Here is a 21,031-nt window from a genome sequence, read left to right as displayed (position 1 = left end):
GATAGCCCCGCGCACGCAGGTCAATGACGCGCGTCGTCGGCACATTGACCATTCGGCTCAGGAAATCTGCGGATGATGTCTGGCCAGCAGGAAGACGCCCCAGATCGCTATGGCGCCCGCAACCACGAAGGCGATGCCCGCCCACAACGGCGCCTGCGTGGCCTCCTGCAGGATGACGATGCCGATGGTGACGGCCACGAGCGGATCTATCACCGTGAGCCCCGCTATCACCAGGTCGGGCGGGCCGGAAGAGTAGGCATTTTGCACGAAGTAGCCGCCGACGCCGGCCGCAGCGAGAAGCGCGATGACCCCGACCACGAGCAACCAGTCGACGTCACCCTGGGTGATACGCGCTATCACTGTCTTGGCCAGTGTGACGACGAATCCGTAGAGCACACCGGCACCGATGATGTAGAAGATCGCCTTGAACCGTTTGCGCAGCAGGGCGAAGAACACGCCGAAGGCGACGAGTACGCCGGCCAGGATCAGCAGAATGAGTATGAGCTGGTTGTTGTTCACCGGCAGGTCGCGGGCGGTGAAGGCCGCAACGAGCACGAACAGCGCCACGCCGCCGACGCACAGCGAGATGGCAATGATCGACTGCCGATTGAGCGCGGTTTTGGTGACCTTCGAATTGATGATGGCCGTGATCACGAGAGCGACGGCGCCGAGCGGCTGCACCACTATCAGCGGTGACGGCACCAGACTGGCAAGTTGGAAGACGACAGCGAGGCCCAGCATGAGCGTGCCGATCACCCACGATGGCCGGGCGAGCAGCAGGGCGAGCTGACGCAGGCTGAGGCCGCCGCCGGCGCCGGGATTCGTCGATTCGACCTTGGTCACTCCCCGGTGCTGCAGTTGTGCACCGATGGAGAGGAAGACGGCCCCCGTGAGCGCTATGGGAATTCCGAGAAACTGTTTCGGCTCCAGAGCGAGCTGGCTTGCCGTCTCGAAAAGATCCCCGCTCACGTGAGAACCCTACAGACATTCCGTCCGATATTCTTGTACGAATGGCCGTCCTTCCCATCCGTATCTCCGGAGAACCCGTTCTGCACGAAGCCGCCGTCGACGTCACGGACTTCGATGATCGGCTGCGCACGCTTGTCACCGACATGACCGAGACCATGGCCGCCGCGCCCGGTGTGGGCCTGGCCGCGCCGCAGGTCGGCGTTGGCCTGCGACTCTTCGTCTACGCCTGGACGGATGCCGAGGAGCGGCACCACGAGGGTGTCGCCATCAACCCGCAGTTGTGGATCAGCCCGACGCCCACCGGCGAGCCCGATGAAGACGAAGAATCGGAGGGCTGTCTCTCCTTCCCCGGCGAGCGGTACCCGCTGCGTCGCTCGCCACGCGCCATCCTGCGGGCCGTTGGCCTCGACAACGAGCCGTACGAGCTGCGCGCCGAGGGCTGGCTGGCACGCATCCTGCAGCACGAGTACGACCACCTCGAGGGAACCATCTACGTGGACCGGCTGAACCATGTACACGGCAAGTCCGCGGCCAAGGCGCTGCGCAAGAACGGCTGGGGAACCCCCGGACTCAGCTGGCTGCCCGGGGTCGACCACCTGGAAGACTGAGGCGTCTTCCTAACGCCCCAGGTTCACGCCGTGAATGCCGTTGTGAAAGCGCAGCGCCGGGAACACGACGGAGACCGAGAACCCGACACCGGGCACCACCTGGGCGTTCAGCACGCCGCCGAACAGCGCGGCCCGCTCCCGCATCTCGGTGAGTCCTGCGCCCGTGATCGATTCGGTGAGCGAGCGCAGATCCTCATCGATCGTGTACTGCGTCTCCCGATTGAGATCGTCGCCGTGCAGGCCGGCCCGTCGCGCCGTGGCCCGGATGCCGTCGTCATCGACCGCAAGCTGCAAGCCCTCCGCGGTCCACGTGAATCCCACGCGCACCCTCGTTCCGGTTCCGCCGTGTTTGAGCGTGTTCTCCAGCGTTCCCTGCAGAATGCGAAAGACAGCGAGTTCCGCGCCTGGCCGCAGTTCGAATCGCTCCCCGGACTCCTCGAAGGCGATCTCGAGGCCCGTCTCGCGCATCACGCTGAAGAGATCGCGTGCCGACTGCAGGGAGGGTCGCGGTGCGGCGACGGCCTCTCCCTCGCGCACAACGGTCAAAACCCGGCGCATGTCGCCCAGAACCACGCGCCCCCGTTCAACCAGAAGTGCCGTGGCGCGAACCGCAGCCTGAGGGTCGCTCTCTCCCGCGTACCGGGCCCCCTCGGCCTGCGTGATGAGCTTGGACAGCGATTGCACCGCAACATCCTGAAGCTCGCGGATGATGCGCAGCCGCCCCTGCTGCTCGGCGAGGTCGAGTTCGCGATCGATGCGCGTCCACTCGGTCTCCTCCCGGTCGAACGCGGCGCTCCGTGCCCTGAGCCACAGCACCAGAAAGAGCACAGCGGCGATCAGCAGCACCGTTGCGGTGATGGCGAGAGCCAACAGCAGTCCCGTCGAGTTCTCGTCAAGCCAGCCGTTCACGAAATGTCTCCTCCCGGGTGAGGCGAATACGCCACGCCCGAGAGGAGACTCTACCGCCTGCCCGAATTCGCGCTTATGCGCCGTTGCTCCGGCTGGCACGAATGACCTCGAGCCGGGCCCGGTACTCGACCTCGTCGATGTCGCCCTGGGCAAAGCGCTCGGCCAGGGTCTGCTCGGCCGAGCGGGTGCCGTCGCCGGGCGCGCCGAGGCCGGGGTGACCGTAGCCGCGGCCGTAACCGTAGCCGGGGCCGAACGCGCGCATCCGCCGCCGCCCGATGAAGGTGAACAGCAGTACGAAGACCGCGATCCAAAAGAGCGGAATGAGCAGGAAGAGCCAGCCGAAGCCGCCTCCGCCCGCCCAGGGACCGCCCCAGTGAGCGGCGGCGATGCCGGCGGATGCCGTTGTCGTTGCGAGTGCGGTGAACATGGTGATTGTCCTTTTCCTTCGATGGCGAGCACGGTGTCTGTGCCCTTTTCCCAGACTCGCCGATTGCCTCGCGTCTCGAATCTGCCCGGCGGAGTGATTGTGTCTGCTCCCCAGGGAGTACCCGACGGCAAAGGATGCCTACTGCCAGCCCGGTTGCACCAGACCGGTCTCGTAGGCCACCACAACCAGATGCACGCGATCGCGGGCGCCCAGCTTGGACATGATGCGGGAGACGTGGGTTTTGGCCGTCAGGGGACTCAGGAACAGTTCTGCGGCGATCTCTGTGTTCGTCAGGCCCTGGCCTACCAAGGCGAGTACCTCACGCTCGCGGTCGGTGAGCGCCGTCAACGCCTCGGTCGACGGCGGCGCCTTCATGCCTCCGGCGATGCGCTCGAGCAGCCGTCTGGTCACCCCGGGCGAGAGCAGCGCGTCGCCGGCTGCCGCCACTCGAACGGCTCGAATCAACTCGGTCGGCTCCGCGTGCTTCACGAGAAAGCCGCTCGCGCCCGCCGTGATCGCCTGCGCAACATACTCGTCGAGTTCGAAGGTGGTGACTATCACGATGTGTGTTCCGGCCAGAGAAGGCTCTGCCACGATCTGCTCGGTCGCCCACAGTCCGTCGCCGTCGGGCATCCGGATGTCCATGAGCACGACATCGGGGTGTTCGCGCTGCGCGAGCGCAACCGCCTGCTCGCCGGTGGATGCCTCCCCCACGATCTCGAAGTCGCTCTCCGATTCCAGCAGTGCACGAAATCCGGCGCGCACCAGCATCTGGTCATCGGCGAGCACGACACGGATCACGGGGTGCGCCGCTCGTCGTCGCCGGCCTGCCCGATGCGCGAGGGAATGCGGGCCTGCACCCGAAAGCCGCCGCCCTCGTCGCGGGCGGCGGCTTCGAGGGTTCCACCGAGCAGCTCGGCGCGCTCCCGCATGCCGAGCAGGCCGCGCCCCGCCCGATAGCCCTCCGCCGGCCCCTGCCCGTTGTCCACAACCGTCACCACCGAGAAGTCGTCGACCGCTTGCAGGCGCACCTCGGCCCGTGTCGCCGCCGCGTGGCGGGAGGCATTGGTCAGGGACTCCTGCACGATGCGGTAGATCGCCAGTTGGACCGCGGTGGAAAGGTGAGTGCCCAGCTCGTTGCGCACGGTCACCGTGAGCCCGGAGGCGTCGAAGGACGCCACGAGGGCGGAGAGCCGGTCGAGCCCCGGCCCCGGGGTGCGCGTCGCCTCTTCGCCGTCCTCACGCAGAAAGCCGAGCACCCCGCGCACCTCCTCGAGCGCGCGGCTGCTCGTGCCCTTGATGGCCGCAAGTGACTCGCGGGCGCGCTCGGGCTGGCTGTCGAAGAGATGCAGGCCGACGCCGGCCTGCACGCTGATCTGCGAGAGGGAGTGTGCCAGAACGTCATGCAGTTCGCGGGCGATGCGGATGCGTTCCAGCTCGGTATCCGAAGCACGTTGGTTCGCAATGCGCCGCGACATCTCCCTGTAATGTTCACGACGCCCTCGGGCGGATTCGCCCACACCGGCCAGGATGCACAGGAAGAGCACCATGCCGAGGCCACGCGCTATCACCCACGGACTGGCCAGGAAGGCCCACGGAACGACCGCGGCGGCGACGGCCAGGGCTGCCGCCGTCGCCCATACCCAGACCCGCGCACCGCGCACCGCGCCCAGCACGACCGCGAAGGCGAGCGGCAGCATGAAGACGGGCGGTCCATGCACGAGCCAGAGCGCCGGAAGGCACAACACGGCGATGCCCGCCACTACCGGGCCGGGGTACCGGCGCGACAGCAGCAACACGAAGGAGGCAGCAAACGCCAGGGCGACTGCCACGGTTGTCAGCGGTTCCGCGCCGGTCACCGCGGTGACGATCAGGCCGGGCAACTGCACGAACGCGGAGACAACTACGGGAACCCAGCGCAGAACCCGTCGGTGTCGCCCGGGGTCCCGCGGCACGCCGCCCCATGGTCCCGGATGCCGTGTGTTGCCCACCCAGGGCGGCCCACCGCTCCATGGCTGGGATCCCCACTCTGTACTCGGCATTCCCTCATGGTAGCCAGAGCACGCACCGCGGCGCATCGCCCGCGGGAAGCCTCCTCGTATACTCCGCCGGGAGTACGCGATGGGCATGAGAAAGCCCCCGGTCGTGGAGGACCGGGGGCTTCGCTCCCCGACTTGGACTCGAACCAAGAACCTGCCGGTTAACAGCCGGCTGCTCTGCCAATTGAGCTATCGAGGAATGGCGTTGTGGTGCTTAGACACTTTAGCAAAGGTTCGTGTGCGACCAAATCGTGGCACCGCATCCGGTGCCGTTTCGGGTGTCGTCTTCTGCGTCTCAGTACCCGGCGAGCGGGTCCACGACACCGACGAAGCGGCCGTCACCTAAGAAAGCCTCGACATTGAGGCGAATCCGCTCGGCAAGCAGCGGGGCCGTCATGTCGGGCGTGTCCGCCGAATGCGGGGTGATGATGCAGTTCGGCACGTCCCAGAGCGGGTGGCCATCGGGCAGCGGCTCCGGCTTGGTCACGTCGAGTCCGGCCCCGGCGATCTCGCCGTCGTTCAGTGCCGTCACGAGCGCATCCGTGTCGATGAGCGCCCCCCGCGCGATGTTCACGATGTGTGCGACGGGCTTCATCAGCGCGAACTGCCGGGTACTGAACATCTGGGCCGTCTCCGCGGTCGACGCCGCGGCTACAAACACGACATCGGCCTCGGGCAGCACATCGTCGAGAGCATCGGATGCCACGGTGCGGTCCGCACCGGCGACCGGGGCCGCCGAGCGTCGCACCACCGTCGTGGTCACATCGAAAGGCGCGAGCAGACGCAACAGCTCGATGGCAATGCCCCCAGCACCGACTATCACGACGTTGAGCCCGTAGAGCGAACGTCCCTCGGGCACCCTGCTCCAGCTCGTGGCGCGCACCCGTGTTGGCAGCACCCGCAGCAGGGCCAGAGCAAGCGTGAGGGCGTGCTCGGCGACGGGCTCGGCGTAGGCACCCTTCGCGCTCGTCCAGAGCAGCCCGGGCCGGGCCTTCGCCGCCAGCACGTGGGCAAAGCCGTCGACGCCCGCCCACGGAAGCTGCACCCATTCGATCTGGGGGTTCGTGTCGAGCGCGTCGGCCAGTTGCTCTGCGCCCTGCGTGGAAAGCCAGACCAGCGCACGGGTGTCTGCGGAGAGCTCCTCAACCTGGCCGCCTCCAGCCGCCACAGCGTCTGAGAACAGCGCATTGGGCCTGGGCAGCAGGGCCAGCGGGCCGGGATGCGGCCGTTCGCCCGCCGGGAGTGCCTCAACGGCGGTGGAGAGCACCGCTCGGTGTTGGTGGGAACTGCGCACGGAGGTCTGCTCGTGGATGCTCATGATTCCATTCTGCCGGGTGCCGGCTCGTCATTGTGGCTGCCGGCGAACGCCTGCGCCAGTGATTCCACATACGGATGCTCGGGAGAAGCCAGCAACTCGTCGAACGGCCCGAGGCCCACGAGTTTGCCGCGCTGCACAACCGCCACCCGCGTCGTGACTCCGCGCAGCACCGTAGCGTCGTGGCTGATCACGAGCGCCGAGAAGCCGCCTTCCTGCGCCAGGCCTCCGAGAACATCGACAACGGCGTCACGCACCGTCACATCGATTCCCGCGGTCGGTTCGTCGGCGATGAGCACGCTCGGGCCGAGCACGAGCGAGCGAGCGATGGCGACGCGCTGACGCTGCCCTCCGCTGAGCTCATAGGGATACGACTTCAGAATCTTCAGCGGAAGGCGCATGGCATCCACGAGCAGTGCGACGCGCTGACCCACCGCCTGCCGGTTGTAGTGCTTGTCGCGATCGAAGATCGGCCCGGCGATGATCTCGGAGACCGTCTGCGACGACGGCAGCCGGGAGGCTGCATCCTGCGGCAGATAACCGACATGGAAGGTCAGCTCGGGCCGCTTGCGCCGGGAGAGCCGACGCATGGCGAAACCCGCAACGGTGGCCTCGCCTCCGGTGATCCGAGGGGCAACGTCGCCGGCATACGCGTCGGAGGCACGGCCCGAGAGCACCTTGGCCAGCGTGCTCTTGCCCGAGCCGCTCTCGCCGAGCAGCCCGACGATCTCGCCCGGGCGCACCACGAGACTCACCCCGCGCAGCGCCACGCAGGCGGCGCTCGCGCCGTGGGCGGGATACTCGACCGAGAGATCGCTCACGGTCAAGCCCTCCCGGCGAACCACATTCTTCACGTGCTACTCCTCGCGCAGGCTGCGTCTTTCGGCTTCGACCTGCATGAGCGCTCGCTGCAGGGTGTTGTATGCGTCGCGATCACCGGCATCCGCGCGCTGTAGCTGGCCGAGCAGTTCGCGCTTGCGGCGGGTCAGGTCTTTGTCGACGAGGGCGGATGCCACGCCTCGAACGTACGCGGTCAGCTCGCGTTCGCTGCGCTCCGGTATGGGCGCAACCGCCAGTTCGCGCACCAGCGTGCCGAAGGCGGCGGGTACCTCGGCCATCACCCTGGTCAGCCAGTCGGCGCTCTCGAGCGCGTCGAGGCAACCGGCTATGCCGTCGCGTACGACGGCGAGCGTCGAATTGTCGAAGCCCGAGTGCACGGCGCGCTGTGCGAGTTCTGTGCCGACCAGCGCCGGATATTGCAGAAGCGCCATGAGCGCGTCCCGTTCGAGCCGGGTGCCCGGGTCGGTCTGCAGTTCGAAGAGCGTCGGCCCGCTCTCGGTGTGCACCTGCAGCTCGTCGGCACCGGCGCCCTGCTCGCCTGCGCGACTGGCGGCGCGCGTCTGCTGTGTCGTCGGCTGCGCCGCCTGCGTCGAGTGGCCGGATGCGACCGCGCGCGTCACCTCAGGCAGATCCATGCCCAGCATGCGTGCGAGCTCGCGCGTGTACCCGGGCCGCAGGGACGGGTCGCGGATCTCCGCGACGACGGGGGCGGCGGCCCGCAGTGCCGACACCCGGCCCTCCACCGTTTCGAGGTCGTAACGCGAGAGCACCTGGCGAATCATGAACTCGAACATCGGCTTCTTGGTGTCGATCATGCGCTGCACCGCCGCGTCGCCGCGCTGCAGCCGCAGATCGCACGGGTCCAGGCCCTCCGGGCCCACGGCGATGTAGGTTTGGGCGGCGAAGCGGCGCTCCTCCGTGAAGGCGCGCATCGCGGCCTTCTGGCCCGCGGCATCCGGATCGAAGGTGAAGATGACCTCGCCGACGCCGGAGTCGTCGCCGAGCACCCGACGCAGCACCTTGATGTGATCGACGCCGAAGGAGGTGCCACAGGTCGCCACGGCGGTCGTGACGCCGGCCAGATGACAGGCCATCACGTCGGTGTATCCCTCGACCACCACGACGCGCTGGCTGCGCGAGATCTCGCGCTTGGCGAGGTCGAGCCCGTAAAGCACCTGGGCCTTGTGGTAGACGGGAGTCTCGGGCGTGTTGAGGTACTTCGGGCCCTTGTCGTCGTCGAGCAGCCGGCGCGCGCCGAAGCCGATGGTCTGGCCCGTCACATCCCGGATCGGCCACACCAGGCGGCCACGGAACCGGTCGTAGACTCCCCCGCCGTCGCGGCTCGACACCAGACCGCTGGCCGTGATCTCCTCGGTGGAGAACCCGCGCGAACGCAGGTGATTGGTCAGCTCGTCCCAGCTCTTCGGGGCGAATCCCACGCCGAAGAGTGTTGCGGCGGCCGCGTCGAAGCCGCGTTCGCCGAGAAACCGACGGCCGATCTCGGCATCCGGGGAGGACAGCCGTTGCGTGAAGAATTCCTCGGCCGCCGTGTTCGCGGCCAGAATGCGGGCTCGGTTGCCCTGCTCGGGCGCGGCTCCCCCATCTTCGTAGCGCAACTCGAAGCCGATGCGCCCCGCCAGGCGCTCCACGGCCTCCGCAAAGGTGACGTGGTCCATCTTCTGCAGAAAGGAGTAGACATCGCCGCTCTCGCCGCATCCGAAGCAGTGGTAAAAGCCCACCTGCGGGCGCACGTGAAAGCTCGGGCTGCGCTCGTCATGAAAGGGGCACAAGCCCTTCATCGACCCGACGCCCGCAGACTTCAGGCTGACGTAGTCGCCCACGATGTCGGCGATGTTGGTGCGGGCTTTGACCTCTTCGACGTCGCTCTGACGAATCCGGCCTGCCATGTGTCGAGTCTACTGAGGCAGACGAGATGCGGATGCCGCTACCGCCGGTCACGCCCGCGCGGCCGGGTGTTCTCCGCAATGGCCACGATGGCCACGAACATCTCGATGCACACCCTCAGCAGCAGGATGGCGAGCATCGCACCCACCACCGTGAGCAGCAGGCCGAAGAGGAACAGCAGAACGCCCCATGCGGAATGGGTGGCCACGGCGGTCGCCAGGCTGGTGATGATGCCGTAGATCGCGCTCAGCGCGATGACGGCGAGGCCCACGATGTAGACGGGGCCGGCCAGGCGACGGGTCACGTATTTGGTGAAGGTCACGTCGAAGAGCGCCGCGAAGAATCCGCCGTCGTCGAGGCGGTCCGCGAAGACTGCCGCCGGTGACAGCCGAGGCGAGGTCGGGTCTTCTGCGAGAGGTTCCCCCGCCGCGGGCTCCTCAACCTTCGGCGTCGTCCCTGCCGGCAGCGGTTCGGTCTTCTCGGTTGCCGGCGTCGCGGTCTCCGGGGTCGCCTCGGGATCGGGGGCGCCGTCATCCGCGGAATTCGTGGGCTTGCTCATGGCGTCAACCCTAGCCGCGCACCAGCCGCTCGTACCACGTCAGTGCCGACTGATCGGTGAGATTGGCCACCTGGTCGACGACGACCCGCTTGCGGGCCGCATCGTCTGTGGCGGCCGCCCAGTCCTCGCCGAAACCGGCGTCGAGATGCTGCGGTCCCTCGTGCAGCAGCACGTCGGCAAGCTCGGTCAGCACGTCGCGTTGCTTGGCATAGATCGGCTGGCGCGTGTTCTTGGACATCACGAAGGCCGCGACGATGCCCTTGAGCACGGCGATCTCCGCCTGGATCTCGGTGGGCACGACAACATCGGCCGCGAAGCGAACCAGGCTCGACTGCGGGTACGCGGCCCGGGTCGCGCGGGTCGCCGCCGCCGCGAAGCGCCCGATGAGCTGGCTGGTCAGATTCTTGAGCCGGGCCTGGGTGCGCCGGCTCGCGTCCCACTCGTCGAGCCAGACATCCATCGAATCGAGTCGATCGAATGCCGCTATGAGTTCGGCGTGCTCGAACTCGCCGCCGATCCACTCGTACATGGAGTCGACGAGCTCGTCGTGACCGGCCCGCCGCCCGAGGGCCCGCACATCGATGTAGCCGCCCACGACCGCATCTTCGAAGTCATGCACCGAGTAGCCGATGTCGTCGGAGAGATCCATCACCTGAGCCTCTACGCATCGGATGCGATCGGGCGCGTCGGCGCGCAGCCAGTCGAACACAGCCTCGTCATCCGCGTAGAAGCCGAACTTGGCCCTGCCGCTCGGATCGGCCACCGAGCTGCTCGACGGCCACGGGTATTTGCAGCTCGCATCCAGGCTCGCCCGGGTGAGGTTGAGGCCGTATGCGCGGCCGTCTGCACCGAAGACCTTCGGCTCGAGCCGGGTCAGCAGCCGCAGGGTCTGGGCGTTGCCCTCGAATCCCCCGATGTCGGCGCTCCACGCGTTCAGCGCACGCTCGCCGTTGTGTCCGAACGGCGGATGTCCGATGTCGTGCGCCAGGCAGGCGGTATCGACCACGTCGGGATCGAGCCCGAGGCTCGCGGCGAGCTCGCGGCCGACCTGAGCCACCTCGAGTGAGTGCGTCAGCCGGTTGCGGGCGAAGTCGACTCCCGCCGTGGGGCTGAGCACCTGGGTCTTCGCAGAGAGGCGGCGCAGTGCGCTCGAGTGCAGCATGCGGGCCCGGTCACGGGCGAAGTCGCTGCGACGACTCGAGTGCTGCTCGGGCAGAGCGCGTTCACGATCACGCTCGGAGTATTCGCTCGGCACCGCCAGCACGCCGGCTCCCGCATCGCCGCGGGGCAGCGAGTTCACAGCTCAGCCTCCACTGGTGTCGCCCTCACCCTCCGTGAGATTGTGGCGCTCCTGGCCGGCAAGCTCGTGGCTCTCCAGCCAGCGGTCGGGCAGTGCCGGCCGCTTCGGCGTGCCCGCGCGCCCTCTGGGGCCTTCCGCCCCCTCGCCGGGATAGGGCCGCGTCGCATCCAGCGTTCCGAGCAAATCGTCGAGCTGGGCCAGAGACTGCACCGTCGCCAGGCTCGCCCGCAACTCCCCACCGACCGGGTAGCCCTTGAAGTACCACGCGACGTGCTTGCGGATGTCGCGGCAGCCGCGATCCTCGTCTTCGAAGAACTCGACGAGCAGTTCGGCATGGCGACGAAAGGCGGCGGCGACCTGACCGAGCGAGGGATGCGCCTGGGCCGCAGAGGCGGCTTCCGCATCGAGTTCACCGTTGCGTGCGCGGAACGCCGCAGCGAGGTCGCCGAAGAGCCACGGACGGCCCAGGCAGCCACGGCCGACGACCACACCGTCGCAGCCGGTCTCCTCCATCATGCGGATGGCGTCGGCCGACGACCAGATGTCGCCGTTGCCCAGCACCGGCACGCTCGTGACAGTCTCTTTGAGCTTGGCGATGGCCGACCAGTCGGCCTGGCCCGAATAGAACTCGGCGGCGGTGCGTGCATGCAGGGCGATGGCGGAGACGCCGGCGCCCTCTGCGGCGCGGGCCGCCTCGAGGTAGGTGAGGTGGTCGCCATCAATGCCCTTGCGCATCTTGATGGTGAGCGGGATGTCGCCGGCCGCCGTCACGGCCGCCTCGACGATGGATCGAAACAGCTCGTGCTTCCAGGGCAGTGCTGCCCCGCCGCCCTTGCGGGTGACCTTGGGCACAGGGCATCCGAAGTTCAGGTCGATGTGGTCGGCGCGGTCTTCGGCGACGAGCATGGTGACGGCCTCGCGCACCGTCTGCGGGTCCACGCCGTAGAGCTGGATCGACCGGGTCGTCTCGGATTCGTGGTGCCTGATCAACCGCATCGACTCCCGGGTGCGCTCCACGAGCGCGCGGGAGGTGATCATCTCGCTCACGTAGAGCCCCGCCCCGAACTCGCGGCACAGCCGCCGAAAGGCCGTATTCGTGATGCCCGCCATGGGGGCCAGCACGACGGGTGCGTCGAGCACCAACGGGCCGATGGTCAGCTGGGGCGAGGGGTTTATCGTTGCGGTGGAAGTCATCTCTGTTTCCAATTGTCCCAGAAAGCGAGCCGTGCCATGACTCAGGCGCCTGTGCCGTCCGAACGAGACCGCGTCGAGGCGGATGCCGCCGCCCGCGGTCTCGAGATCTCCATCGTGGAGCGCCCCGCAGCGTCCAGCCTGCACGAGGCTGCAGAACTGCTCGGAATCGACCCTGGCGAGATAGTGAAGACACTCGTCGTCAAGCGCAGTGACGGCACCTTCCTGTTCGCGCTCGTACCGGGCGGTCGCAAGATTTCGTGGCCGAAACTGCGCGCCGTCGTCGGCGTCAACAAGCTCTCACTGCCGGATGCCGCCGTCGCCCTGGGCGCGACGGGTTACGCCCGTGGCACCATCACCCCGCTCGGCAGCACGACCGCGTGGCCTGTCTTCGCGGACGTGCTCGTCACGGGCCCGCGCGTGGCCCTCGGCGCCGGCGAGCACGGCCTGAGTGCATACGTCGACGCGGACGCCCTCGTGGCGGCCCTCGACGCCACCGTCGCCGACATCACCGACCCCGAGTAGCCGGGCCTTCGCGTGCCTTTCTCCGAACCGCAGAGCCCAGACACGACACACCGGCGGGTCAGGCCGCGGCGCGGGGAGTCACCTTAGATCTCCGCAACCACGTCAATCCCGCGGGGCGGCACCCGGGACCAGGCAGGCATCGCCCTCGCAGGCTGTCGCGTCGGGGCTGCCGAGAATGGTGAGGCCCGACGCGGCCGCGGGCGCCTTCGGCTGGGTTGCCGCCGCATCCGTCTCGAGGGTCTCGCTCATGCGGTGGCCTCCTCGGACTCGTCGGCCGCATCCGTGTCGCGCTCGGTCCAGACCTGCTCGAGCACCTGGTCGAAGGTGTCAGACTCCTGTGCGCCCGAGACGCCGTACTTGTGGTCGATGACGAAGAAGGGCACCCCCTGGATGCCGAGCTCCTGGGCCATCTCCTGGTCGGCGCGTACTCCGGGAAGGTATTCATCCTCCTCGAGCGAGCGAACGACATCCGCGCGGTCCAGGCCGATCTCGGCCGCGAGGTCTGCAAGGTCCTCGACGCGGCCAACGTGCCTTCCCTCAATGAAGTAGGCCTTGAGCAGGCGTTCCTTCGCCTGCAACTGCTGGCCGTGTGCCTTGGCGTAGTGCACGAGTTGGTGGGCCTTCACCGTGTTGGTGTGCTTCAGGATGTCGTAGTCGTAGTCAAGACCCACGGCGGAGGCGATGCCCGTGACGCGTTCCAGCATCTGTCCCACCTGCGACGGGTCGATTCCCTTATGAGCGGCCAGAAAGTCCGTCTCGTTGCCGTCGAAATCGACGGGGGTATCGGGCGAGAGTTCATAGCTGTGGTACTCGACCTCCACCTCGCGGCCGTCGCCGCGCTCCGCGAAGATGCCAGACCCGGTCTCAAACTTGCGCTTGCCGATGTAACACCACGGGCATGCGATGTCTGACCAGATGTCTACTTTGATGGGAGTGCTCATACTGCCGTGCAACGCACGTGTCTAGCCGTTCATTCCGGGGGTGTCGACTGCTCCACCGAAGCGGCGGTTGCGGCTCGCGTACAGTGCGACGGCCTCCCACAGGTCGGCACGGGTGAAGTCCGGCCACAGCCGGTCCAGAAACACCATCTCGGCGTACGCGCTCTGCCAGAGCATGAAGTTGCTCGTGCGCTGCTCCCCCGAACTGCGCACGAACAGATCAACGTCGGGCAGCTCGGGTGCGTAGAGGTGGCGTGCAATCGACTTCTCGGTGATGGCCGAGGGCTTCATCCTGCCCGCGGCGACCTCCGTCGCCAGCGCGCGCACGGCATCCGCGATCTCGGTGCGACCCCCGTAGTTCACGCACATCGTGAGGGTGAGCACGTCGTTGCCGGCCGTCAGCTGCTCGGCGAACTGCAGTTCCTTGATCACGGATGCCCACAGCCGCGGCCTCCGCCCGGCCCACCGCACGCGCACCCCCCACTCGTTGAGCTGGTCGCGCCTGCGGTGCAGCACATCGCGGTTGAACCCCATCAGAAAGCGCACCTCGTCGGGAGAACGCTTCCAGTTCTCGGTCGAGAAAGCGTAGACGCTCAGGTGCTTCACGCCGATCTGAATGGCACCGGCCACCACATCGAGCAGCGATGCCTCCCCCGCGCGATGCCCCTCGATGCGAGTGAGCCCCTGCCGGTTCGCCCAGCGGCCGTTACCGTCCATCACGATGGCCACATGATCCGGCACAGCGGATGCCGGCATCGCGGGCGGGTACACACCTGTCCAGTCCAGCGGACGGAACGCGACCGCATCGCGGTGCGTGTACGGCTTCGGCTGCCTCACGCGATATCCGCCGCCGGCGTCGGGGCCGAACGGGCGTTCGCGCGCGCGGTTCTCTCGTCTGCCGTTGACGCACGACGATCCACATGTTGCAGGGAACGCAGGCCACGCTCGAGGTGCCACTGCGTGTATGCGGCGACGACACCGCTGGCGCGCGAGCGCGTGCCTTCGTCGGCGGCGTCCGCAACGCCCCACGCACCGGTCAGCAGGGCTCCCAGATGTTCGATCGTGGCGGTATCCAGCCGCGGTGCGCCCGTTGGCGCGCAGTCGGCGCACACCACCCCACCGAGCTGCACAACAATCGAGTCGTGCGGGCCCGGGGCACCGCAGCGCGAGCAATCTTCGAAACTCGGCGCCCAGCCTGCCATCGACAACGCCCGCAGCAGATACGAATCGAGGGTCATGCCGGGCCCGTGTTCGTGCCGCGCCAGCGAGCGCAGGGCCCCCACCAGCAGCAGGTACTGCTGCAGGGAGCCCTCCGCGTCGCTCAGCTTGTCGGCGGTCTCAACCATCGCGCTGGCGGCCGTGTAGCTCGCGTAGTCGTCGGCGATGGTCGCTCCGTATGACCCCAGCGATTCGGCCTGGGTGATCGTGTCGAGGCTGCGACCCTCGTAGAACTGAACATCGGCCACCATGAACGGCTCCAGCCTGGCGCCGAACTTGGAGCCGGTGCGCCGCACTCCTTTGGCCACCGCCCGCACCTTGCCGTGCGCGCGCGTGAGCATGATCACGATGCGATCTGCCTCACCCAGCTTGTGGGTGCGCAGCACAACGCCCTCATCACGGTAAACAGGCACGCCTCGATTATCCCCCGCGAAGCTGACGGATGCGCCGCTACACGCCCACAGTCTGCGCGGCCGTGCTCTGCTGTCCGCTCGTGAGGCGCACGGCACGGTTCGTCGCCGAGATCACCGCTTTGAGCGATGCCGTCGAGATGTCCGCGTCGATGCCGATGCCCCACAGGCGGCGCCCGTCCACGTCGAGTTCGACGTAGGCCGCAGCCACCGCATCACCGCCGGCCGACATGGCGTGCTCCACGTAGTCGTACAGCTTCACCGTGACACCGCGCTGGCTCAGCACACCGAGAAACGCATCGATCGGGCCGTTGCCGGCACCTTCGAACGACGAGACCTCGTCGCCGTCGCGCAGGGAGACAGACAGCGACAGCGCACCGTTCAGATCGCTGGCGGTGCGGATGCCCGCGAGTTCGAAACGCCCCCACCTCTCGTTGGCGTCGCGCGACGGCAGGTACTCGTCCTGAAAGATCGCCCAGATCTGGTCGCTGGTGACCTCGCCGCCCTCGGCATCCGTCTTGGCCTGCACCACACCCGAGAACTCGATCTGCAGCTTGCGCGGCAGGTCGAGCGCGTGGTCGGTCTTCAGCAGATAGGCGACGCCGCCCTTGCCTGATTGCGAGTTGACGCGGATCACCGCCTCGTAGCTGCGGCCCAGGTCTTTCGGGTCGACGGGCAGGTACGGTACCGCCCACTCGAGCTGGTCGACCGTGGTTCCCTGCGCCGCGGCATCCGCTGCCATCGCCTCGAAGCCCTTCTTGATGGCGTCCTGGTGCGAACCGCTGAACGCGGTAAAAACCAGGTCACCCGCCCAGGGGCTGCGCTCGTGCACCGGCAGCTGGTTGCAGTACTCGGCGGTGCGCTTGACCTCGTCGATGTTGGAAAAGTCGATCTGCGGGTCGATGCCCTGCGTGAACAGGTTGATGCCCAGCGCGACCAGGTCCACGTTGCCGGTGCGCTCACCGTTGCCGAACAGGCATCCCTCGATGCGGTCGGCTCCGGCCAGGTATGCCAGCTCGGCGGCGGCGATGGCCGTGCCGCGGTCGTTGTGCGGGTGCAGGGAGAGGATGACGTTCTCGCGGTGATTCAGGCGGCGCGACATCCACTCGATCGAGTCGGCATAGACGTTCGGCGTCGCCATCTCGACCGTGGACGGCAGGTTGATGATGACCTTGCGCTCGGGCGTCGGCTCGAAGACCTCCAGCACCTGGTTGCAAATGTCCACCGCGAACTCGAGCTCGGTGCCCGTGTAGCTCTCGGGCGAGTACTCGTAGTAGATGGTCGTGCCGGGCGCCTTCGACTCCATAGCGCGACAGATGCGCGCGCCATTGAGGGCGATGTCGATGATGCCCTGCTTGTCTTCGCGGAAGACCACGCGACGCTGCAGCACGCTCGTCGAGTTGTACAGGTGCACGATGGCCTGCTTCGCACCGACGATCGATTCGTAGGTGCGCTCGATCAGGTGTTCGCGCGCCTGGGTGAGCACCTGGATGGTGACGTCATCCGGAATCGCCTTCTGCTCGATGAGGCTGCGCACGAAATCGAAGTCGGTCTGGCTGGCGCTCGGAAAACCGACCTCGATCTCCTTGTAGCCCATAGAGACCAGCAGATCGAACATGATGCGCTTGCGCTCGGGGCTCATCGGATCGATGAGCGCCTGGTTGCCGTCGCGCAGATCGACGGCGCACCAGCGCGGTGCCGCCGTGATGCGGTTGTCAGGCCAGGTGCGGTCGGGCAGTTCGACGCGAATCTGCTCGTGGTACGGACGGTACTTGTGAATCGGCATGGCGCTCGGCGCCTGATTGTTCTTCATGGTCTTCTACTTCTCCTCGCGAATGGTGGTCAGCCAACGACAAACTCCGCGACGAGGGAGGCCTGAATTAGGACTCGTCGCGGCAGCTAAGGAGGAGCAAACCGTACGGCACAAAATAGAGAATACCACCAGCGGATGCGCGCCGCGCCTTCCCGGCGGGACGCACCCTACGCGCGGCCACGCACCAGCGTGGCGGCCTCCGCGATGGAGACGGTCGGCAGGTAGGCCCTCGCGAGTGCCAGGCCTATCGTCGGAAGCGCGACGGCATCCGGATACGCCATGAGCAGCGGGTGAAACTCGGGCTGGAACTTTCGCTTGAACGAGAGCAGGGAACGAAAACCGTAGACCGGTTCCAGCGACGTGCTCAGGTAGCCGAGAATGCGGTCGGTGAAGGACGCCGCGTCGCTGGTGACGCCCCCCGTGTGCGCCAAGGGGGCGGCCGAGAGACTCATGAATTCGATGCCGTCGTCGCGCATTCGCTCTGCAGCAGAGGCGATGAGAAACTCCATCACCCCGTTGATGCCGTCGGGGCGACGACGCATGAAGTCGAGGGTCCATCCGATCACCACACCGTCTCGATACGAGGGCAGCCAACTGGTGACGCCCTCGACCAACCCCGCCTCGTCGACGGCCAGCATGAGGCGAACCGCAGGGTCGCGCAGTTCGTCGAGTCCACCGAGCGTGAAGCCCATCTCGGGCAGTTCCTTCTCGGCCACCCACTGTTCTGACATCTCAGCCAGCTGCGCCGACTGCGTCAGGGAGAGAGCGGAATACGAGGACCACACGGCACGAACGCCCGCGCGTTGGGCACGGTTGATGGAGCTGCGCACGTCCTGCCAGCGTTTGCCGGTGGTGCTCCACTCCCGGGGCCGGATCACGGTCTCTTCGGCCACGATCATGCTCTCCCACCCCATCGAGTCGAACACCTGCTTGAGTTCGCTCGGAACGCTGTAGAAGACCGGGATCCAATCGTTGTCATCGCAGAATTGCGCAAATCGACCGATAGATTTCTCCGTCGAGGCCGCCGAACCAAACGGGCTGCCCACGGTGAGCGCCACTCGACCCACGACGCGATAGGCGACGGCGGTGTCTCCCGCGGCGTCGAACCAGTAGGAGTTACCCGGCCAGGTGGCCATGAACGACAGCGCATCGCCCCCGCCGGTTTCAAGCAGGGTGCGGATGCGTGCGACGTCACTACCGTGCTCGCGCGCCGGCGTGTCGAGCAGGGGTCGAATCGCGGCCAGCACCACTATCGCCCAGAAGACCGCGCCGACACCGTGATACAGGGCAAACCCCAGCGGAGTGTTCGGCAAGAAATCCACTGGCGCGTGCCGAACGAAGCCGAGGGGCACGAAGCGTTCGGCAACGTCCGCCAGCAGGTCGCCCAGGTTGACCGCGCGCGTGAACGCCGAATCGCGCACGGCCCAGCCCGCCCCGACGTACACCGCCGCGAGGCCGGCGCCCGCGATGATCACGGTCAGCACGTATTGCCGGATGCGACGCCGCGACGCCAGCAATGTGAAGTGCCTGCGCAAGACGACCAGGGCGATGGCTATCAGCAGCGGCAGCAGCATCGACACGATGAGAGCCAACGCCACCTCCCAGTACCGCGCGGGAGTGTGGGCCAGGCCGGGCCGCGATCCCGGCGCGGGGAACAGCCCGAACGCGACAGCGCCGAGAACGGTGAGAAACAGGTTCACCGCCACCGCGAGCCACACGGCGAACCTCCTCGAGCGCACGAGCCCGTATGAGGCCAGAAGCAGCGCAATGAGCGGCACGATCGAGACGAGAACCGCTCCGGGGCTGTCGATGCGCTCCAGGGTGAGATCGCGCAGACAGCTGCTCGTCACATCCGTCACACGGCACATGTTGAGCACTCCCCCCGCATCGGGAACGCTGTCGCTGATCAGCATGGCCACGGGCGCCAGCGGGCCAAAGCGCGTGGGGGCGAGCAACGCAATGACGGGGCCGATGGCCGAGATCGCCACCACTGACGCCATCAGTACCCGAATCTCGTGATGGGAGCTGCGGGTCCACGCCAGCACATGCCGTTGCGAGCGCATCACCATGCCGAGCAGCAGGCCGATGAGCACGGCGAGCAGCCGGTAGAGGTCTGACGGCTGGCCCGAGTAGAGCAGAAAGACGAGGGAGATGAGAAGGGTCAGCACGCGGATCCGGCGTCGCCACAGCACACTGGCGAATCCGCTCGCCGTCATGATGGTGCCGGCGATGGCGGTCAGGGGGTCGAGCGAGGCCAGTTCTATCACCCGGTGCGACCACAGTTCGTTGCCGTGACTTCCCAGTGCCTGCAGGCCGATGCCCGCCACCGTTCCGGCGACTCCCGTCACCACGAACGCGATGAGCGTACGGCGCCACCCCATGAGCGACTCCGCCACGCCGACGACGATGGCCGCGACCGCGAGAACGAGTACGAGTTCCGCCGCCGTATTGGTGAAGACGAAGCTGGTCAGCGGCGTCCACCACTGATGTTGCTCGATGAAGGGCTCATAGCCGGTACCCACACCGAGCCGGTAGCCATGATGCCGCTGGGCCAACGCCGGCGTCGCGGCGGCGATGACGATGAGCACCAGCACATAGCTCGACGTAAACGGATGCGTGCGCACCAGGTTTCCGAGGAACCCGAGCGTCGGATGCACCCGAGCACGCATGCTCATCAGCCCAGGCCCAGGCGCGTAGAGACAGCGGGGATGGCGAGCTTCAGCAAATACCTCACGGTATTCCAGTCGTGACCGGTGTTCGGGGAACGGGTCAGCGTCGTGGTCACTCCCGCGGCATTCGCCCCGTCCTGCAGGGCAAGCGCGTACCGCGTGTATTTCGCGTCGAGTGCCCCCACTCCGAAAAAGGCCCAGCTGTCGGCATATGGCGCATGGCGCGCCAACAGTGTGAGCGGCTTGGCCGCGTCGTAGGCGGCCGCGGAGCCCCCGAAGCCTTTCGCCACGGTCGCCGCGCCGATGGTCGGTGCGATCTCGCCCGAGATGTCAATGACCGACCCAAACAGATTCGGATGCCCAAAGCCAAACTGTGTGGCACAGGTGCCGCCCTGCGAGAATCCGCCGACCGCCCAGTATCTGGCACTCGAGCTGACCTTGAGGTGACTCTTGATCCACTTCGGCACGTCCACCGTGAGATACGTCTCCGAATTTCCCAGCGGCGAGTCAACGCACATCGGATTGCGGTCGGGAGAACCGAGCTGATCGGGCGCCACGACAATCGGGGCGAGACCGTGATGGGCGGCGGCGAACGCGTTCAGGTCAGCGGTCGCCTTTCCGGCCAGAAGCATGTCGCTCGGGTGGCCTGGCTGTCCTGCGAAGAGCACGAGCACCGGCAGCACCGGCGGATGCGCAACGAGCGCCGCCGGCGGAAAGTAGACGTCCGCGGTTCGTGCCTTGAACCCGGAAATGGTGGCAGGGATGGTCACCGCTCCCACCGTGCCTGCGTCGGGCATTCCCGCCGGTGCTCTCCAGTCGGCGCCCAGATGCGGATCCATCACCCCGGACTTTCCCGCCACCTCGTGATGGGCCAGCGCGCGATAGGCGGTCAGGCCCATCGCCTCTTTCACCGTGGAGTATGCACCGAAGTCGACGTTGATGGCTGCCGCAGACGTGAGAAGAAAGATCGGCACGGCAAGCACCGCGATGACCTTGCGCCACCAGCGGCTCCCCCACAGGTTGGCAACAGCCACGAAGACCCCGACGAAGGCAAGGATCGCCCAGATGCGCGTCACCAGAGTCAACGGCACCCCGAACACATCCCACACATCGGCAAGGAGCCAACACGTCACGTATCCGACAATGGCGCCGAGCACGAGAGCGACAAGCGACTGCAGCAGCAGCCGACGTGGCGGCATGCGCACCAGCAGATAGACGAACAGGACCGCTGCCGCGACATCCAGCGGGATGAGAAAAGCGGTGGACGCTATCTTGAGGGCGAGCAGACCAGCGATCATCGGGGCAAACCTTTCACGGACCGGAAACTCCATTCTCGGGCTGCACGATGCTTCTCAGCCTACGGATAGCCTTCACGTCCACAACTCACGGGGGCTCT

The 21,031-nt window shown here is 67.0% G+C and carries 20 protein-coding genes and 1 tRNA gene; 2 read left to right on the top strand and 19 right to left on the bottom strand.

All coding sequences use genetic code 11. The features are described 5' to 3' along the window. Positions 1-57: 57 nt before the first annotated feature. Positions 58-969 carry a DMT family transporter gene (locus ASC63_RS12125; RefSeq protein WP_055813642.1) on the bottom strand — a complete coding sequence of 304 codons (912 nt, stop codon included), beginning with the start codon at positions 967-969 and terminating at the stop codon, positions 58-60. 41 nt (positions 970-1,010) lie between these two features. Between ASC63_RS12125 and def the strand changes: the two genes are divergently transcribed. Next, positions 1,011-1,577 (top strand): peptide deformylase, encoded by a 567-nt coding sequence (def, locus tag ASC63_RS12120; protein WP_055813639.1) that lies wholly within the window; start codon positions 1,011-1,013, stop codon positions 1,575-1,577. Positions 1,578-1,586: 9 nt separating this feature from the next. Here the strand turns inward: def and ASC63_RS12115 are convergent, their stop codons facing one another. The 11 genes from ASC63_RS12115 to dusB form a co-directional block, all read right to left on the bottom strand. Continuing rightward, entirely contained in the window at positions 1,587-2,486 is a 900-nt protein-coding gene (locus tag ASC63_RS12115) for a sensor histidine kinase (RefSeq protein WP_235492235.1), read from the bottom strand. 73 nt (positions 2,487-2,559) lie between these two features. After that, on the bottom strand, positions 2,560-2,913 hold the full coding sequence (locus ASC63_RS12110) for a hypothetical protein (RefSeq protein ID WP_055813636.1): 354 nt from the start codon (positions 2,911-2,913) through the stop codon (positions 2,560-2,562). Positions 2,914-3,051: 138 nt separating this feature from the next. Next, the gene (locus ASC63_RS12105; RefSeq protein WP_055813633.1) at positions 3,052-3,714 is read right to left on the bottom strand and encodes a response regulator transcription factor; all 663 of its coding nucleotides are present in this window, start codon (positions 3,712-3,714) and stop codon (positions 3,052-3,054) included. Then, positions 3,711-4,955 carry a sensor histidine kinase gene (locus tag ASC63_RS12100; RefSeq protein ID WP_157487667.1) on the bottom strand — a complete coding sequence of 415 codons (1,245 nt, stop codon included), beginning with the start codon at positions 4,953-4,955 and terminating at the stop codon, positions 3,711-3,713. Before ASC63_RS12100 ends, ASC63_RS12105 begins: the two co-directional genes overlap by 4 nt. A 123-nt stretch (positions 4,956-5,078) precedes the next feature. Further along, positions 5,079-5,151 (bottom strand) — tRNA-Asn (locus ASC63_RS12095). Between the two features lie 96 nt (positions 5,152-5,247). Then, a complete protein-coding gene (locus ASC63_RS12090) occupies positions 5,248-6,270 on the bottom strand; it encodes a D-isomer specific 2-hydroxyacid dehydrogenase family protein (RefSeq protein WP_055813627.1) in 1,023 nt (340 codons plus the stop codon). Further along, entirely contained in the window at positions 6,267-7,121 is an 855-nt protein-coding gene (locus ASC63_RS12085; protein WP_235492234.1) for an ATP-binding cassette domain-containing protein, read from the bottom strand. Before ASC63_RS12085 ends, ASC63_RS12090 begins: the two co-directional genes overlap by 4 nt. 3 nt (positions 7,122-7,124) lie before the next feature. Then, entirely contained in the window at positions 7,125-9,014 is a 1,890-nt protein-coding gene (gene dnaG, locus ASC63_RS12080; RefSeq protein WP_055813623.1) for a DNA primase, read from the bottom strand. A 38-nt stretch (positions 9,015-9,052) separates the two neighbouring features. Then, positions 9,053-9,571 (bottom strand): DUF4282 domain-containing protein, encoded by a 519-nt coding sequence (locus ASC63_RS12075; protein ID WP_055813619.1) that lies wholly within the window; start codon positions 9,569-9,571, stop codon positions 9,053-9,055. 10 nt (positions 9,572-9,581) lie between these two features. Next, positions 9,582-10,871 carry a deoxyguanosinetriphosphate triphosphohydrolase gene (locus ASC63_RS12070; RefSeq protein WP_055813616.1) on the bottom strand — a complete coding sequence of 430 codons (1,290 nt, stop codon included), beginning with the start codon at positions 10,869-10,871 and terminating at the stop codon, positions 9,582-9,584. A gap of 3 nt (positions 10,872-10,874) precedes the next feature. Next, entirely contained in the window at positions 10,875-12,065 is a 1,191-nt protein-coding gene (gene dusB / locus ASC63_RS12065; protein WP_055813613.1) for a tRNA dihydrouridine synthase DusB, read from the bottom strand. A 36-nt stretch (positions 12,066-12,101) separates the two neighbouring features. On the opposite strand from dusB, the gene ASC63_RS12060 reads away from it, so the two are divergent. After that, positions 12,102-12,587: an aminoacyl-tRNA deacylase gene (locus ASC63_RS12060; RefSeq protein WP_055813611.1), complete on the top strand. Its 486-nt coding sequence runs from the start codon at positions 12,102-12,104 to the stop codon at positions 12,585-12,587. 102 nt (positions 12,588-12,689) lie between these two features. Here ASC63_RS12060 and ASC63_RS16330 read toward each other — a convergent pair whose 3' ends face one another. The 7 genes from ASC63_RS16330 to ASC63_RS12030 all read right to left on the bottom strand — a co-directional run bounded on the left by ASC63_RS16330 (position 12,690) and on the right by ASC63_RS12030 (position 20,933). Continuing rightward, positions 12,690-12,836: a hypothetical protein gene (locus tag ASC63_RS16330; RefSeq protein WP_157487666.1), complete on the bottom strand. Its 147-nt coding sequence runs from the start codon at positions 12,834-12,836 to the stop codon at positions 12,690-12,692. Beyond that, positions 12,833-13,528, bottom strand: a complete 696-nt coding sequence (locus ASC63_RS12055; RefSeq protein WP_055813608.1) for a DsbA family oxidoreductase — start codon at positions 13,526-13,528, stop codon at positions 12,833-12,835. Before ASC63_RS12055 ends, ASC63_RS16330 begins: the two co-directional genes overlap by 4 nt. 21 nt (positions 13,529-13,549) lie before the next feature. Beyond that, positions 13,550-14,362 carry an isoprenyl transferase gene (locus tag ASC63_RS12050; RefSeq protein WP_055813604.1) on the bottom strand — a complete coding sequence of 271 codons (813 nt, stop codon included), beginning with the start codon at positions 14,360-14,362 and terminating at the stop codon, positions 13,550-13,552. Next, positions 14,359-15,156, bottom strand: coding sequence for a DNA repair protein RecO (gene recO, locus ASC63_RS12045; RefSeq protein WP_082487571.1), 798 nt, complete (start codon positions 15,154-15,156; stop codon positions 14,359-14,361). Before recO ends, ASC63_RS12050 begins: the two co-directional genes overlap by 4 nt. A gap of 37 nt (positions 15,157-15,193) precedes the next feature. Then, positions 15,194-16,966, bottom strand: a complete 1,773-nt coding sequence (gene leuA / locus ASC63_RS12040) for a 2-isopropylmalate synthase (RefSeq protein WP_055813601.1) — start codon at positions 16,964-16,966, stop codon at positions 15,194-15,196. 167 nt (positions 16,967-17,133) lie between these two features. Beyond that, positions 17,134-19,641 (bottom strand): bifunctional lysylphosphatidylglycerol flippase/synthetase MprF, encoded by a 2,508-nt coding sequence (locus ASC63_RS12035; protein WP_235492232.1) that lies wholly within the window; start codon positions 19,639-19,641, stop codon positions 17,134-17,136. Next, positions 19,641-20,933 (bottom strand): alpha/beta hydrolase-fold protein, encoded by a 1,293-nt coding sequence (locus ASC63_RS12030; protein ID WP_055813595.1) that lies wholly within the window; start codon positions 20,931-20,933, stop codon positions 19,641-19,643. Before ASC63_RS12030 ends, ASC63_RS12035 begins: the two co-directional genes overlap by 1 nt. Positions 20,934-21,031 lie beyond the last annotated feature (98 nt).

Source organism: Leifsonia sp. Root112D2, assembly GCF_001424905.1.
GTDB lineage: Bacteria > Actinomycetota > Actinomycetes > Actinomycetales > Microbacteriaceae > Root112D2.
Note: the sequence above shows the minus strand (reverse complement) of the source record. Positions and strands in the feature narration are given on the sequence as shown.

Excerpts from the sequence above, each read along its gene's own strand:
- def (WP_055813639.1), top strand. The coding sequence starts at position 1,011 with ATGGCCGTCCTTCCCATCCGTATCTCCGGAGAACCCGTTCTGCACGAA.
- ASC63_RS12110 (WP_055813636.1), bottom strand. The coding sequence starts at position 2,913 with ATGTTCACCGCACTCGCAACGACAACGGCATCCGCCGGCATCGCCGCC.
- ASC63_RS12100 (WP_157487667.1), bottom strand. The coding sequence starts at position 4,955 with ATGCCGAGTACAGAGTGGGGATCCCAGCCATGGAGCGGTGGGCCGCCC.
- ASC63_RS12090 (WP_055813627.1), bottom strand. The coding sequence starts at position 6,270 with ATGAGCATCCACGAGCAGACCTCCGTGCGCAGTTCCCACCAACACCGA.
- dnaG (WP_055813623.1), bottom strand. The coding sequence starts at position 9,014 with ATGGCAGGCCGGATTCGTCAGAGCGACGTCGAAGAGGTCAAAGCCCGC.
- ASC63_RS12075 (WP_055813619.1), bottom strand. The coding sequence starts at position 9,571 with ATGAGCAAGCCCACGAATTCCGCGGATGACGGCGCCCCCGATCCCGAG.
- dusB (WP_055813613.1), bottom strand. The coding sequence starts at position 12,065 with ATGACTTCCACCGCAACGATAAACCCCTCGCCCCAGCTGACCATCGGC.
- ASC63_RS12060 (WP_055813611.1), top strand. The coding sequence starts at position 12,102 with ATGACTCAGGCGCCTGTGCCGTCCGAACGAGACCGCGTCGAGGCGGAT.
- ASC63_RS16330 (WP_157487666.1), bottom strand. The coding sequence starts at position 12,836 with ATGAGCGAGACCCTCGAGACGGATGCGGCGGCAACCCAGCCGAAGGCG.
- ASC63_RS12055 (WP_055813608.1), bottom strand. The coding sequence starts at position 13,528 with ATGAGCACTCCCATCAAAGTAGACATCTGGTCAGACATCGCATGCCCG.
- leuA (WP_055813601.1), bottom strand. The coding sequence starts at position 16,966 with ATGAAGAACAATCAGGCGCCGAGCGCCATGCCGATTCACAAGTACCGT.
- ASC63_RS12035 (WP_235492232.1), bottom strand. The coding sequence starts at position 19,641 with ATGAGCATGCGTGCTCGGGTGCATCCGACGCTCGGGTTCCTCGGAAAC.
- ASC63_RS12030 (WP_055813595.1), bottom strand. The coding sequence starts at position 20,933 with ATGATCGCTGGTCTGCTCGCCCTCAAGATAGCGTCCACCGCTTTTCTC.